Raw genomic sequence first — 14941 nt, forward strand, 5'->3', positions numbered from 1 at the left:
CCCCTGCGCTGCTCGCCCCAGCTCCCATCAGCGGCTGCAGCAGGCCGTTAGAACAACTCCTGCTGCATCGAGGTGAGGCCGTTGAAGTCCTCCCCCAGCGGCTGCAAGATGGCATCGGCAATCGGCTGCAGCTGCTTGCTCAGGTAGTGCTCGTAGTCGATCGGCGACTGGCGCACTTCCAAGGGCTCGGGCCCGTTCTTGCCCATCACATAGCGAATCCAGCCACCGCTTTGGTACTGCAGCGGCCGGCCCTGGCGCCGGTTGTAGTCATCGGCCATGCGGGCCGCGCGCACCTGCGGCGGCAGGTTGGCCACATAGGCATCGAGCCGGTGGCGCAGGCGCTTGCGGTAGACCAGCAAATCATCCTTCTTGCCTGCCAGGGTCGCCTGCGCATAGTCGATGACAAAGTCACGGTAGGGCTCACCTTGAAAGACCCGTGAGAGCAGCCCTTCCTGGAACTGACGCGCCAGCGGTGTCCAGTCGCTGCGCGCCATCTCCAGGCCCCGGTAGACCATGGCCTCCTTGCCATCGGTATCCACACTCAGGCCCGCATAGCGCTTTTTGCTGCCCACGTCCGAGCCCCGGATCGTGGGCATGAAGAACTTCTTGTAGTGCGTATCGAACTCGATTTCGAGAAAGCTCTCGAGGTTTTGCTGCTCGCGCAATCCCTGCGTCCACCAGGCATTGATATCGCTGACCAGCGATGTGGCTACCGCATGGGCCTCCTGGTTGCTGTGAGCACGCCCCAGCCAGATAAAGATCGAATCGGTATCCCCGTAGATGACCTCGTAGCCGCGCTGCTGCACCAGCGCCTTGGTGCGTTTGACCATCTCATGGCCGCGCAGGGTGATCGACGAGATCAGCGCTGGGTTGAAGAAGCGGCATTCCGTCGCGCCCAGCACCCCGGCAAAGGAGTTCATCACCAGCTTGAGCGCCTGGGACAGCGGCTCGTTCTTCGTGCGCTTGGCCTCATCGCGCGCGCGCCAGAGCGTGGTGACGATCTCGGGCAGGCAGTGCTTGTCGCGCGAAAAGCGTGTGTCCATCGGCCCGTGGATCAGCGATGCGGTATCGCTGGCATGCAGGCCTTCGGCCAGGCCCACCGGGTCGACCAGGTAGGTGCGGATGATGGACGGATAGAGACTTTTGTAGTCCAGCACCACCACCGAGTCATAAAAGCCGGGCCGCGAATCGAGCACATAGCCACCGGGCGAAGACTTGCCCCGCACATCGCCCACATTGGGCGCCACATAACCTTGGCGGTGCATGCGCGGCAGGTAGTGGTGGCTGAACGCGGCAATCGAGCCGCCAAACTGGTCCAGCTGCAGGCCGGTGGCATGCGCCCGCTCCATCGCAAACTGCAGCAGCTGGGCCTTGTCAAAAATGCGCAGCACCAGCTCGCAGTCGCGGATGTTGTAGGCCGCCAGCGCGGGCTTGTCCTGCTGGTAGCGGCGCTCGATCTCGGCCATCTTGTCGTACTCGTCGCCAATGTCCTTGCCCTCGCCCAGCAAGGCCTGGGCCACGTTCTCCAGGCTGAATGACGGAAAGCTCCACACCGCCGCCCGCAAGGCCTCGATGCCATCGATCACCGCGCGGCCCGGCATCGGCGCAAACCAGTAGTCCTGCTTGCCCGGGTGCGCGCGCCAGGCAATGGGCCGGCCCTCGCGCCCCAGCAGCAGCGGGGTGGCGCAATCATCCGCCGTCTTTTGCAGCACCCGCAGGTCAAACTGGATCACATTCCAGCCGACGATGACGTCGGGGTCATGGCGCGCAAACCAGGCATTGAGCTCTTCGATCATCGCCTTGCGGCTGGCGCAATACACCAGCCTGAAATCGCTGGTGGGTTCAGCCTGCTCTGCCGGTGCAGCGAGCGCCGGTGCGTCGGGCGCCGGTGCGTCGGGCGCCGGGGCATCGGGTACCGGGGCATCGCCCAGCATGTACACCACGCGCTCGCCCACGCCATCGAGCGCAATCGAGTACAGATCCTGGTGCTGGCTGGTTTCGATATCGAGCGACACGACTTTGAGCGCAGGCCGGTAGGCGGGCGCCGGCACCAGTCTGCAGTCCACCACGGTATTGCCTTGCAGCTGTCCGCCCTCGACCTGCACGCCAGCGGTGATAAAGCGCTCCATCAAATAGCGCTCATGGGGCCGCACATCGGCTTCCAAAAGCGATACATCGAGCTGCTTCAAGCCGCGCGCGAGCTTGCCCAACTGCCGGTAATGCGTGGCATAGACGCCCAGCACCGGCTCCTGCTGAAAATTTTTGAGGGCCAGCTCGCGCAGCTCCATACCGGGCATGGCCAGCAGCTGCGTCTGCACCACCACCCGGTGCCGCGCCTCGACAAACGCCACCGAGACCTGCCGCGTCAGCAGCACTTTGAGCGGCCCGGCATCGGTCGCCAGCCAGTACTCCATCTCGGTGCCCGCAGCCGCGTCCCGCCAATGGCGGGTCAGGATGAATCCTTGGAGGGGGGTGGTGGGCACGGTAGATCAGGCTAAGCAAAAAAGGGGCGAAAACCGCAGCCATCGCTGCGATGGCATCAAGCGCCGAAAGCCTCGGCGGGCTTGCGCACCGATGATATCGCCGGCGTGCCGCAGCGCCTGCACATGGGTGGCAGATGTTGGCTCCAGAGCCTGTTTGGACAAAAGAAAAAGGACTTAGCTCTTTCGAGCTAAGTCCTTGTCTTTTTGGTCGGAATGGCGGGATTCGAACTCGCGACCCCTTGCACCCCATGCAAGTGCGCTACCAGGCTGCGCTACATTCCGAAGACTTGAATTATATACCTAGTTTTCAGGGTCCCCGGAAAGAATGCGACGAATTTCTTGCAATTCGATCGCGGCCTGCTGCCAGCTCAGCGGTTCAGCGCTTTCAGCCATGCCGGCAGCCAGTGCATCAGCACCTTCGTCCTGCAGTGCGAACATGCTGTCGTCTTCCAGCGCATCGAGCATGGCCTGGCCGCGCGGCAGTGACTGGAGCTGGTTGCGCGCCCCGCTGATCGTAAAGCCGCGCTCATAGAGCAGTTCACGGATGCGGCGGATCATCAGCACCTCATGGTGCTGGTAGTAGCGGCGGTTGCCCCGGCGCTTGACCGGGCGCAGCTGCGTGAACTCCTGCTCCCAGTAGCGCAGCACATGCGGCTTGACGTCGCACAGCACCGATACCTCACCGATGGTGAAATAGCGCTTGGCAGGGATGGGGGGCAGCTGTTTTTCCATGGACAAATTGTAAACAGCCGCGAAAGCGGCCGTGTTGCATATAGGCGAAAGCGGGCGACGGTTTGACCTTCAATGCCCACGCACTGCAGGCGGCCGCGCGCCCAGGGCCTGCGTCACTCCATGTCGGCGGGGGCCTGCACCGAATCCTTGAGCTTGCCGCTGGCATGGAAGGTGACCACGCGGCGCGCCTCGATCGGCACCTCTTCGCCGGTGCGCGGATTGCGGCCGGGGCGGGCCTTTTTCATGCGCACCTGGAAATTGCCAAAGCTCGACAGCTTCACATCCTCGCCCTTGATCAAGCTCTCCGAGATCAGGTCGAAAAAGGCATCGACCATGTCCTTGGCTTCGCGCTTGTTCAGGCCGATGTTGTCAAACAGCATATCGGCCAGCTGCGCCTTGGTCAGCGCAGGTTGTTCCAGGCTCTCAACGGTGAATTCCATATAGCAATCCTCGCGTGTGGGATCAGCGCAGACGCGCACCCAGGCTTTGTGTGAGTTGTTCGACCACGGCCTGCACGGCCGCTTCGATCTCGGTGTCTTCCAGCGCGCGCTCGTCATGGCCCAGGCTCAGACGCACGGCCAGGCTCTTCTCGTCCTGGGCCAGGCTGCCGGCAGCGGCCTCTTCGCCCGCCTTGAGCTTCTTGGGCCGGAACACATCGAACAGCACGGCACTGCGCAGGATAGCACCTGCGCTGGCAGCCGTGATGGCCTGCATGATCTGGGCGTGGGTGACAGTTTCCTTGACCACGACAGCGATGTCGCGCTCGACCATCTGGTGCTTGGCCACCGGTGCGAACACCGGCACCTGGCGTGCCAGCACGGCATCGAGGGCCAACTCGAACATCACTGGCGCCTGGGCCAAATCCCATTCCTGGCGCCACTGGGGGTGCAGCTCGCCAACAAAGCCGATGGCCTTGCCGTCCAGCAGCACGCGGGCGCAGCGGCCAGGGTGCAGCGCGGGGTGCTCAGCCGCTTCAAACACCGGCTTGAGCGGCGCCAGCAGTGCCTCGACATCGCCCTTGACGTCGTAGAAATCGACCTTGGTCTCGCTGCGGCCCCATTGCAGCTGGTCGGCTGCGCCATAGGCCAGGCCCGCCACGCGCATGGGCTGGTGGAAGCCCTTGACGGTGGTGTCGGACTCGGCGACCGAGTCGTCCTTGAAGAACACGCGGCCCAGCTCGAACACGCGCACGCGCTGAGCTTTGCGGTCCACATTGAACTTGAGCACCTGCAGCAGCGAGCCCAGCAACGACGAGCGCATCACGCTCAGGTGGCTGGCGATGGGGTTGAGCAGCTTGATGGCCTGGCTGTTGCCCGCCAGCTCTTGCTCCCACTTTTCTTCGACAAAGCTGAAGTTGATCGTCTCCTGGTAGCCCAGGCCGGCCAGCGCATGGCGCACGGCATAGGGGCTGCGGGAGTTCTCGGCACGCAGCTTGGGCGAGATCGGCGCCAGCGGCTTGCTGGTGGGCAGGTTCTCGTAGCCAATCATCCGCGCGATTTCTTCAACCAGGTCTTCTTCCAGGTTGATGTCGAAGCGGAAGGTAGGCGCGGTCACGCTGATCACGCCTTCTTGCGCCACGGTGGCTGGCAGGCCCAGGCCGTTCAGCGCATCGAGGCACTGCTGCTGGGTCACCGGCATGCCGATGACCTTGGCTGCACGCGCCACGCGCAGCTGCACCGTCTTGGGCGCAGGCATGTTGGGCTGCTGGTCGTCCATGGCAGCCACCTGGGTCTCGGGCGTGCCGCAGATCTCGAGCACCAGCTGGGTGATGCGCTCGATGTGCTCGGTGGTGAACTGCGGGTCCACACCACGCTCGAAGCGGTGGCCCGCGTCGGTCGAGAAGTTGAAGTGGCGCGAGCGGCCGGCAACGGCCTTGGGGAACCAGAAAGCCGCTTCGATGTAGATGTTCTTGGTGTCGTCGGACACGGCAGTGGCATCGCCACCCATGATGCCGGCGAGCGACTCCAGGCCGTGCGCGTCCGCAATCACGCCGACCTTGGGGAAGTCGTCGATCTCGATGGTGTTGCCGTTGAGCAGCTTGAGCGTCTCGCCCTGCTTGCCCCAGCGCACGCTCAGGCCACCGCTGATCTTGTCCAGATCGAAGATGTGGCTGGGGCGGCCCAGCTCGAACATCACGTAGTTGGAGATATCGACCAGGGGGCTGACGGCGCGCTGGCCGCAACGGGCCAGGCGGTCGACCATCCACTGCGGGGTCTTGACCTGGGTGTTGACGTTGCGCACGATGCGGCCGGAGAAACGGCCGCACAGGTCGGTCGCTTCGATCTTGACGGGCAGCTTGTCTTGCGAAGCCACAGCCGCCGCCGGGAAGGACAGCGCCTTGAGCGGCGTGCCGGTCAGCGCCGACAGCTCACGCGCCACACCATAGACCGACAGGCAGTGTGCCAGGTTGGGCGTGAGCTTGAGGGTGAACAAGGTGTCATCAAGGTTCAGGTATTCGCGCACGTTCTGGCCCAGTGGCGCATCGGCGGGCAGCTCCAGCAGACCGCCGTGGTCGTCGGTAATGCCCAGCTCCTTGGCCGAGCACAGCATGCCAAAGCTTTGCACGCCGCGCAGTTTGCCGATCTTGATCTTGAAGGGCTTGCCGTCCGCGCCGGGGGGCAGCTCGGCGCCCACGGTCGCGCAAGGCATGCGGATGCCCACGCGCGCATTGGGCGCGCCGCAGACGATATTGAGCAACTCGGGGCCACCGACATCGACCTGGCAGACGCGCAGACGGTCGGCATCGGGGTGTTGCACCGCTTCCTTGATCTCGCCGACAACGATGCCGGTGAACGGTGGCGCTACGGGGTCGAGTTCTTCGACCTCGAGGCCTGCCATGGTCAAGGTATCAGCCAGCTCTTGGGTGGTCAGCGACGGGTTGCAGTATTGGCGCAACCAGGATTCAGGAAATTGCATAGTCGGACTCTTTGGCGTTCAGGCCTGCTGCGCCGTCTTGGGCAGCGGCAGGCCGGGCGTTCTTGCTTTTCAATGGGGAGCGGCTGGCAGCGCATGCTGCCCGGGGGCTGGGGATCACATTGCAGATCTGCAACACCGCCCGCTCCGTGCTCATGACTGGAACTGCGACAGGAAACGGATGTCGCCGTCAAAGAACAGGCGCAGGTCATTGACGCCATAACGCAGCATGGTCAGGCGGTCAGGGCCCATGCCAAAGGCAAAGCCAATGTATTTCTCGGGATCGAGCCCCATGTTGCGCACCACATTGGGGTGTACCTGGCCGGCGCCCGAGACTTCCAGCCAGCGGCCGGCCAGCGGCCCGCTTTGGAACTGGATGTCGATCTCGGCCGAGGGCTCGGTGAACGGGAAGAAGCTGGGGCGAAAGCGCAGCACCAGGTCATCCTGCTCGAAGAAGGTCTTGCAGAAGTCGGTGAACACGACCTTGAGGTCCTTGAAGCTCACGTTCTCGCCGATCCACAGGCCTTCGCACTGGTGGAACATCGGCGAGTGGGTGGCGTCCGAGTCCACGCGGTAGGTGCGGCCCGGCGCGATCACGCGGATCTCGGGCATGGTCTGGCCCGCGTCGATCAGGTTGCGGTAGCGCTTGACGTGCTGGACCGCATGGCGCACCTGCATCGGGCTGGTGTGCGTGCGCAGCAGATTGGGCGCGTGCTGGGTGCCACCTTCGACATAGAAGGTGTCGTGCATCGAGCGCGCGGGATGGTCTTCGGGCGTATTGAGCGCGGTGAAGTTGAACCAGTCGGATTCGATCTCGGGGCCTTCGGCCACATCGAAGCCCATGGAGCCGAAGATGCCTTCGATGCGCTCCATCGTGATGGATACGGGGTGCAGACCACCGCTGCCGCGGCGGCGGCCGGGCAGGCTCACGTCCAGCACTTCGGCCTTGAGGTGGGCTTGCAGCTCGGCATCGGCCAGCGCCTTGCGGCGTGCCGTCAAGGCCGCCTCAATCGCCTGCTTGGCCACGTTGATGGCGGCACCGCGCGATTTTTTCTCTTCGACGGAAAGCTGCGCCATGCCCTTCATGAGCTCGGTCATCTTGCCCGACTTGCCCAAAAACTGCGCCTTGGCGTTTTCCAGATCAGCGGGGGTATGGGCCTGCGCAAACAGTTGCTGCGCGCTTTCGACCAGAGAATCCAACTCGTTCATATCGACTCTTATCGACTGTAATGCCGGGCCACCAAAAAGCAGCCTGGCGATAAAAAAACAAGGGCTAGCGCCTTTTCAAGCCCTAGCCCTTGCTGTGTGTGCACCAGCAGCTACTAAATCAACAGTAACTACCGATCGTGACCTTAGGCAGCCAGCTTGGCTTTGACTTGGTCGACGATAGCTGCAAAAGCAGCCTTGTCGTGCACGGCGATATCGGCCAGCATCTTGCGGTCGATTTCAATGGCAGCCTTCTTCAGACCGTTGGCGAACTGGCTGTAGGTCAGGCCCAGTTCACGGGAAGCGGCATTGATACGGGCGATCCACAATTGGCGGAACACGCGCTTCTTGGTACGACGGTCACGGTAGGCGTACTGGCCTGCCTTCATTACCGCTTGCTTGGCAACGCGGAAGACGTTACCACGGCGACCGCGGAAACCCTTAGCAAGGGCCAGAACTTTTTTGTGACGGGCGCGTGCCGTTACACCACGTTTGACGCGAGGCATGTGTTTTCTCCTAGTTCGTCAGTGAATTACAGGCCCATGCCGGGCAACATTTGTGCCATGTGACCCATGTTGGTCTCATGCACAGCGGTTGCACCACGCAGATGGCGCTTGTTCTTGGTGGTCTTCTTGGTCAAGATGTGACGCTTGAAGGCTTGACCGCGCTTGACGGTGCCACCTGGACGAACGCGAAAACGCTTCTTCGCGCTGCTTTTGGTCTTCATTTTGGGCATGTGAATGCTCCTTATGTTTGTGCTCGCGAGGCGTTCCATCGCCATGATGAAACTTGATTTGGCCCCGAGCCACTTCTGTGACAGACCTAGATTAGATCTACTCTATCAATGCGCAAGGTGTTGGCTGCGCCTATCCTAAGCACCAGAGCCGAAACCCCAGACTCAGGCAAGCACTGCCGCTACCCTGCTAAAAACCGAAAGCGGCCTAAGCCGCTTGTCGGTAATCCAGTATTCTAACCGCTTCTTTAAGCTGTGGCTACTGGCGAGGAATTTCCCTCGACCGGCTTGCCAGCTGCAGCGCCACCGGGCTTCTTGCGCGCCGGAGCGATCATCATGATCATCTGGCGGCCTTCGAGCTTGGGGAACTGCTCGACCTGGATCAGGTCGGCGAGCTCGTCGCGGATGCGGTTGAGCAGGTCCATGCCCAGGTTCTGGTGGGTGATTTCACGACCACGGAAGCGCAGGGTCACCTTGACCTTGTCGCCTTCGGCCAGGAAGCGGCGGATATTGCGCATCTTGACGTTGTAGTCGCCATCATCAGTACCGGGGCGGAACTTGATTTCCTTGATTTCGATGACGGTTTGCTTGGCCTTGGCCTCGGCCGCCTTCTTTTGCTCCAGATACTTGAACTTGCCGTAGTCCATCAGGCGGCAAACCGGAGGCGTGGCCGTGGCGACAATCTCCACCAGGTCGACGTCCAGCTCTCCGGCCATACGCAGCGCTTCCATCAGCGGCACGATGCCCAGCGGTTCATTATCAGGACCGGACAGACGCACTTCTGGTGCCTGAATCTCACGATTCAGACGGTGTTTGCGTTCTTCGCGGTGGCGGCGATCACGGAATTCAGTAGCTATGGCTTTCACCCTAAAAATTTAAAAACTACGACAGCGTAGCTGCTCAAAACGCAGTCCACGCTGTCCAAAGCTTTGACGAACCAGAAAAAGGCTGCTTAGGCTTTAGCGGCAATGTCCTTGGCAATCAAGTCGACGAATGCATCGATGGACATCACACCGAGGTCTTTCCCGCCCCGGGCGCGCACTGCTACGGCTCCGGCTGCCTTCTCCTTGTCGCCAGCGACAAGAATATAGGGCAGCTTTTGCAACGAATGCTCCCGTATTTTATACGTAATCTTCTCGTTGCGCAGATCGGTAACCACACGCAGCCCTTGGCTGGGCAAGGCCTTACGCAGTTTGTCGGCCACTTCCTGCACGTAGGCGCCTTGCGCATCGGTGATGTTGAGCACTGCCACCTGCGTGGGCGCGAGCCATGCGGGCAGCGCGCCGGCGTGCTGCTCGATCAGGATGCCGATGAAGCGCTCGAGCGAGCCCACGATCGCGCGGTGCAGCATGATGGGGCGGTGGCGCTCGCCGTCTTCGCCGACGAACTCGGCATCGAGGCGCTCGGGCAGGTTCGGGTCGACCTGGATGGTGCCGCACTGCCATTCACGGCCCAGCGCGTCCTTCAAGGTGTACTCGATCTTGGGGCCGTAGAACGCGCCCTCACCGGGCAGGTACTCGAACTCGCAACCCGAGGCGCGCAGGCCTTCGGCCAGCGCCGCTTCGGCCGCATCCCAGCTCTCGTCGCTGCCGATGCGCTTTTCAGGGCGGGTCGAGAGGCGGTAGAGGATGTTGGTGAAGCCAAAGTCTGCATACACCTTTTGCAGCAGCGCGGTGAACGCGGTCACCTCGGCCTGGATCTGCTCGGGCAGGCAGAAGATGTGGCCGTCATCTTGCGTGAAGGCGCGCACGCGCATGATGCCGTGCAGCGAGCCGGTAGGCTCGTTGCGGTGGCAGGCACCAAACTCACCAAAGCGCAGCGGCAGATCGCGGTAGCTCTTGATGCCTTGCTTGTAGATGAGGATGTGGCCGGGGCAGTTCATCGGCTTGAGCGCGTACTCGCGCTTTTCCGACTCGGTCGTGAACATGTTCTCGCGGTACTTGTCCCAGTGGCCGGTCTTCTCCCACAAGGTCTTGTCCAGGATCTGCGGGCCCTTGACTTCCTGGTAGCCGTTGTCGCGGTACACCTTGCGCATGTACTGCTCGACTTCCTGCCAGATCGACCAGCCCTTGGGGTGCCAGAACACGGTGCCGGGCGAATGCTCGTCGATGTGGAACAGGTCGAGTTCGCGGCCGAGCTTGCGGTGGTCGCGCTTTTCAGCCTCTTCGAGCATCGTCAGGTACTGCTGCAGATCGTCCTTGCTGGCCCAGGCCGTGCCGTAGATGCGTTGCAGCATCTCGTTGTTGTGGTCGCCGCGCCAGTAGGCACCGGCCACCTTCATCAGCTTGAAATGCTTGAGCTTGCCGGTGCTGGGCACGTGGGGGCCACGGCACAGGTCTTCGAACGCGCCTTCGCGGTACAGACTCACATCTTCATTGCTGGGGATGGAGGCAATGATCTCGGCCTTGTAGTTCTCACCCAGGCCCTTGAAGTAGGCCACGGCTTCGTCACGCGGCAGCACGCGGCGCACCACGGGCTCGTCCTTGTTGGCCAGCTCGGTCATGCGCTTTTCGATCGCCACCAGGTCTTCGGGCGTGAAGGGGCGCTTGTAGGCGAAGTCGTAGTAGAAACCGTTGTCGATCACCGGGCCGATGGTGACCTGGGCTTCCGGGAACAGCTCCTTGACGGCGTAGGCCAGCAAGTGGGCGGTGGAGTGGCGGATCACTTCCAGGCCATCGGCATCCTTGGCCGTCACGATGGACAGCGGCATGTCGCGGTCAATGACAAAGCTGGTGTCCACCACCTTGGCGTTGTCGCCCAGACCTACCTTGCCAGCCAGCGCGGCCTTGGCCAGGCCAGCGCCAATCGATGCAGCGACCTCGGCCACCGACACGGGGCCCGGGTAGTCGCGCTTGGAGCCATCGGGAAGCGTAATTTGAACCATGAGAAATCCTAAATAATCGTGAGCTTTTACCAAGCCGCGCTGCCAGAAAAGCAAAAAGCGCGGAGCTTGTCCGCGCTTTGGTGTGAGGAGACGAAATCGTCGTACAGGCGCGAACCACCGGCCTTACTGGCCAGTCAAACCCCAAGTGGTTGTAGTTCGCGGTGTCATAACCGATGTTGCCTTTCTCGCTCTTACCAGTGGATGGAATCTAAAACGACTGTCATTTTCCCACATTCTGATGCAATCTGCTGGTCTTCCCGCAATCCGGGCGCCAACGGGCTTGCCATAATCAAAACGATAGCAGACCTTGACGATTAGATATGCCCTATCGCTACGCCCGATCTGTTGGAATGTCCGCCTGCCTGGCTGCGTTATTGCTGCAAGGGGGCTGCTCCAGCACCCCCGCCACCCGTGGCAAAGTCCCCGAACGCGATATGCAGGCCCAGGAGTGGGGCCAGTCCGATGTGAACCGCATGGCCACCTTGAGCATGCGCGCCAACCTGCAAAGCCTGTATGTGCTGATGGACAAGCTCTACCGCCGCAATCCGCAGGAGTGGCGCAAGGGCGGTTTTGACAACCGCGAGGCGGCGATGAAGGCCGTGCGCGAGGCGATCGAAAACCAGCAACCCTGGCCCGAACTGTTGGATCAACGCGACATTGCCGGCATGAGCATGGCGCTGGCGCCCGAGTTTGCCGGCGACCGGGTGGCCGCCTTCACCTGGGCCACGGCCGACATGCTGATCACCGCCTATGGCGGCCGCACCACCTTCTACCTGATCCATGGGCTTGATGCCCAGGCGGTCTACAACGCGTCGCGCAACCTGGAGATTGCCAACTGGATGCTCACCCACCGCAAGCTGGGCAATGGCCAAACCATGCTGCTGAGCAACGAGCTCAATGCCAGCGAGCGCAACCTGAGCTTCGAGCGCGAATTTGGCAAGATGATTGCCCGCAATGACCTGATGGCCGATGTCGTATCCGAGAAATACCGCCGCGCGGTGATTGGCTATGTGCAGGGGCTGGCCGGCGGCAGCTTGCTGCAGTTTCTGCCGGTGCAGGCGGTGGCGCATTAACGCGCCCTCCTCACCCGCCCCATTTACTGAACCTGGCGCTTATCGCGCGGGCAGCGGCAGATGCAGGCTGCGCTTGAGCGTGGCCAGCGCAATCGAGGTGTTGAAGCGCTGGATATTCTGATCGCCGTCAAACAGCCGCTGGGTGATCGCCTGGTACTCCTGCATGTCACGCGCAGTCACCACCAGCAGGTAGTCCGTCTGGCCGGTGACGGCATAGCACTGCTGCACCGCCGTCTCAGCCGCCACCCGGGCGCGGAAGCCCTGGGTCAGCGCATCGAGCTCATTGACCAGCTGCACCTCGATAAAGATCGTCAGCGGCCGGCCCAGCGCCTCGGGGCTGAGCTGTGCGGTATTGGCCGCAATCACACCGCTGTCTTGCAGACGGCGGATGCGGCGCTGCACGGCAGCCGGTGACAGGTTCACCTGCTCGGCCACCTCGCGCTGGGGGCGCAGGTTGTCGCGCTGCAGGATGGCCAAAATGGCCAGGTCGAAGGAATCGAGTTCAGCGTTCATCGCGAGGGCCTGGAGGGGGAGTGCGCAGCAAGAGCGAAACTTGCATTTGGCACCGAATTTTCGAGCAATTTACTTCGCCCAGCTGCAATATTATCTCGGCCATGCAAGATTCTCTCTGGCAGCGGCTGCTGCCCTCCTTGGCCGTATTGGGCTCGGTCAGCGCGCTGTGCCTGGGCACCAGCTTTGCCAAACACCTGTTCCCCGTTGTCGGCGCCCAGGGCACTACTGCGTTGCGCGTGGGCTTTTCGGCATTGCTGCTGCTGCTCATCTGGCGCCCCTGGCGCTTTGGGCCTACCAAGGCGCACCTGGGGCAGATTGCGATCTTTGGCGTGGTGCTGGGGCTCATGAACCTGCTGTTTTACATGGCCATCAAGCGCCTGCCCTTTGGCGTGACGGTGGCCATCGAGTTTGTCGGCCCTCTGTCGGTGGCGGTGTGGACCTCGCGCCGGCTGCTCGATCTGGTCTGGCTGGGCTTGGCGGCGCTGGGCCTGTTTTTGCTGCTGGTGCTGCCGATGTTTGGTGTGCAGACTGCCGCGCTCGACCCGGTGGGCCTGTGCTTTGCGATCCTGGCCTCGGCCTGCTGGGCCGGCTACATCGTGCTGGGCAAGCGCGCCGGCCATATGCATGGCGGCATGGTGGTGTCACTGGCACTGCTGACTGCCGCCATTGTGGTGGTGCCCTTTGGCATTGCCGAGGCCGGCGCCAAGCTGCTGCAGCCCTCGATCCTGCTCTATGGCCTGGCAGTGGCCGCAGTCTCCAGCGCCATTCCCTACACCTTGGAGATTTTTGCGCTCAAGCGTCTGAGCTCTGGGGCCTTTTCCACCATGCTCGCCACCGAGCCGGCCATTGCAGCCATTGCCGGCATGCTGGTGCTGGGCGAGCTGCTAACCGCAACCCAGTGGTCAGCCATTGGACTGATCATGTTTGCAGCGATGGGCAGCGCGCTGACGGCCAAGCCCTCTGCCCCGCCGCAGGCGGCAGCGCCCAAGACCGAAGGCCAGGCCGTCGCCTGAGCACGCCACCCACCCGCCCATGAAAAAAGCGCCTGCCGCATAGTCGGCAAGCGCTTGGGTATTGGGATGGAAGCAGCTTAGTTCTCGCCCGCCCACTCCACCTTGGCGCCCAGGCTTTGCAGGTTCTCGACAAAGCGCGGGTGCGCGCGCTTGATCGGCGCGGCATTGCGAATCTCGGAGCGCCCTTCAATGCTGGCGGCAACCATGAACAAGGCAATGGCCACGCGGATGATGTAGGGGCTCTCCACCACGGCGGGGCTGAGCGGGTTGCCGCCCAGCGTGACGATGCGGTGCGGGTCGGACGAGAACACATGGGCACCGAACTTGGACAGCTCGCCGGTCCAGCCCAGGGCGCCGTCATAGACCTTGTTCCAGAACATCGCATTGCCTTCGGCGCGCACACCCAGCGCGATGAAGATCGGCAGCAGATCGACCGGGAAGTACGGCCAGGGTGCGGCCTCGACCTTGGTCAGCACATTGCGGGTAAACGGCGTCTCGACCTTGAGCGGGCCCTTGCGGATGGCGCGCGACCAGCCATCCTTGTGCTCGATCTGCACGCCAAACTTGGCAAAGGTGCGGTCGATCAGCGGGAAGTTGTCGGGGGTTCGGTTGCGCACCTGCACATCGCCGCCGGTGATCGCGCCCAACGCCAAGAAGGTGGTGATCTCGTGGAAGTCTTCCTCAAAATGGAACTCGCCGCCGCCCAGCTGCTCGACGCCATGCACCGTCAGGCGCGAGGTGCCAATGCCCTCGATCCTGGCGCCCAGCATCACCATGAAGCGGCAGAACTCCTGCACATGCGGCTCGCAGGCGGCGTTGGTCAGCACCGAGCTGCCCTTGGCCGTGGCCGCGCACAGCACAAAGTTTTCGGTGGTGGTAACCGAGGCATAGTCGAGCCAGTGCTGGGTGGCCTGCAGCGGGCCATCGCAGCGCACGATGAGCGACCCCTCGCCATGCTCCACGCGGCCGCCAAAGCGGCGGAACACCTCGATGTGCGGATCGATCTCGCGCACGCCCAGGGTGCAGCCCTTGACATTGTCCTCCAGCCGCGCCACGCCAAAGCGGGCCAGCAGCGGCGGCACCAGCATGATGGACGAGCGCATTTCCTCGGGCAGGTGGTGCTTGCAGGCATCAAAGTGGGTATCGCGATGGTGCAGTTGGAGCACGCCGCTGGCGTAGTCCATCTGCACGCTCGAGCCGAGCTTGCCAAAGATGTCCAGGATCTTGCGCACATCGGTGATGTCCGGAACGCCATGGAGCACCAGGGGCTGGGCCGTCAACAACGTCGCGCACAGCACAGGCAAAACGGCATTCTTGTTGGACGAGGGAATGATGCGGCCCTGCAAAGGGGTGCCGCCGTGCACGATGAGTTTGGACATGGATGGGGGGAG

General features: G+C 62.6%; 13 protein-coding genes and 1 tRNA gene. 2 read left to right on the top strand and 12 right to left on the bottom strand.

Features of this window, described 5'->3' with window-relative positions; genetic code table 11:
- Positions 1-47 precede the first annotated feature (47 nt).
- The 10 genes from F0Q04_RS18965 to thrS form a co-directional block, all read right to left on the bottom strand.
- Positions 48-2483 (bottom strand): DNA polymerase II, encoded by a 2436-nt coding sequence (locus F0Q04_RS18965; protein WP_182342935.1) that lies wholly within the window; start codon positions 2481-2483, stop codon positions 48-50.
- Positions 2484-2688: 205 nt separating this feature from the next.
- Positions 2689-2765, bottom strand: a tRNA-Pro gene (locus tag F0Q04_RS18970).
- 18 nt (positions 2766-2783) lie between these two features.
- Positions 2784-3215, bottom strand: coding sequence for a MerR family transcriptional regulator (locus F0Q04_RS18975; protein WP_182342937.1), 432 nt, complete (start codon positions 3213-3215; stop codon positions 2784-2786).
- 113 nt (positions 3216-3328) lie between these two features.
- The gene (locus F0Q04_RS18980) at positions 3329-3655 is read right to left on the bottom strand and encodes an integration host factor subunit alpha (protein ID WP_021025154.1); all 327 of its coding nucleotides are present in this window, start codon (positions 3653-3655) and stop codon (positions 3329-3331) included.
- A gap of 22 nt (positions 3656-3677) precedes the next feature.
- Complete coding sequence (pheT, locus tag F0Q04_RS18985) at positions 3678-6131, bottom strand: phenylalanine--tRNA ligase subunit beta (RefSeq protein ID WP_182342939.1); 2454 nt, start codon at positions 6129-6131, stop codon at positions 3678-3680.
- 150 nt (positions 6132-6281) lie between these two features.
- On the bottom strand, positions 6282-7337 hold the full coding sequence (gene pheS / locus F0Q04_RS18990) for a phenylalanine--tRNA ligase subunit alpha (RefSeq protein WP_021025156.1): 1056 nt from the start codon (positions 7335-7337) through the stop codon (positions 6282-6284).
- A 143-nt stretch (positions 7338-7480) separates the two neighbouring features.
- Positions 7481-7840 (bottom strand): 50S ribosomal protein L20, encoded by a 360-nt coding sequence (gene rplT, locus F0Q04_RS18995; RefSeq protein WP_021025157.1) that lies wholly within the window; start codon positions 7838-7840, stop codon positions 7481-7483.
- 26 nt (positions 7841-7866) lie between these two features.
- Positions 7867-8070 (bottom strand): 50S ribosomal protein L35, encoded by a 204-nt coding sequence (gene rpmI / locus F0Q04_RS19000; RefSeq protein WP_021025158.1) that lies wholly within the window; start codon positions 8068-8070, stop codon positions 7867-7869.
- A 245-nt stretch (positions 8071-8315) separates the two neighbouring features.
- A complete protein-coding gene (gene infC / locus F0Q04_RS19005) occupies positions 8316-8933 on the bottom strand; it encodes a translation initiation factor IF-3 (protein WP_021025159.1) in 618 nt (205 codons plus the stop codon).
- A gap of 86 nt (positions 8934-9019) precedes the next feature.
- Complete coding sequence (gene thrS, locus F0Q04_RS19010; RefSeq protein ID WP_116925857.1) at positions 9020-10951, bottom strand: threonine--tRNA ligase; 1932 nt, start codon at positions 10949-10951, stop codon at positions 9020-9022.
- A gap of 320 nt (positions 10952-11271) precedes the next feature.
- On the opposite strand from thrS, the gene F0Q04_RS19015 reads away from it, so the two are divergent.
- Complete coding sequence (locus F0Q04_RS19015) at positions 11272-12024, top strand: hypothetical protein (protein WP_232539404.1); 753 nt, start codon at positions 11272-11274, stop codon at positions 12022-12024.
- A 39-nt stretch (positions 12025-12063) separates the two neighbouring features.
- Here the strand turns inward: F0Q04_RS19015 and F0Q04_RS19020 are convergent, their stop codons facing one another.
- Positions 12064-12537, bottom strand: a complete 474-nt coding sequence (locus F0Q04_RS19020; RefSeq protein WP_182342941.1) for an Lrp/AsnC family transcriptional regulator — start codon at positions 12535-12537, stop codon at positions 12064-12066.
- Between the two features lie 101 nt (positions 12538-12638).
- Between F0Q04_RS19020 and F0Q04_RS19025 the strand changes: the two genes are divergently transcribed.
- On the top strand, positions 12639-13550 hold the full coding sequence (locus F0Q04_RS19025; protein WP_182342943.1) for an EamA family transporter: 912 nt from the start codon (positions 12639-12641) through the stop codon (positions 13548-13550).
- A 77-nt stretch (positions 13551-13627) separates the two neighbouring features.
- Here the strand turns inward: F0Q04_RS19025 and F0Q04_RS19030 are convergent, their stop codons facing one another.
- Positions 13628-14929 (bottom strand): UDP-N-acetylglucosamine 1-carboxyvinyltransferase, encoded by a 1302-nt coding sequence (locus F0Q04_RS19030; protein ID WP_021025164.1) that lies wholly within the window; start codon positions 14927-14929, stop codon positions 13628-13630.
- Between the last annotated feature and the right edge of the window lie 12 nt (positions 14930-14941).

The sequence above is a fragment of the Comamonas koreensis genome, assembly GCF_014076495.1.
Lineage (GTDB): Bacteria > Pseudomonadota > Gammaproteobacteria > Burkholderiales > Burkholderiaceae_C > Comamonas > Comamonas squillarum.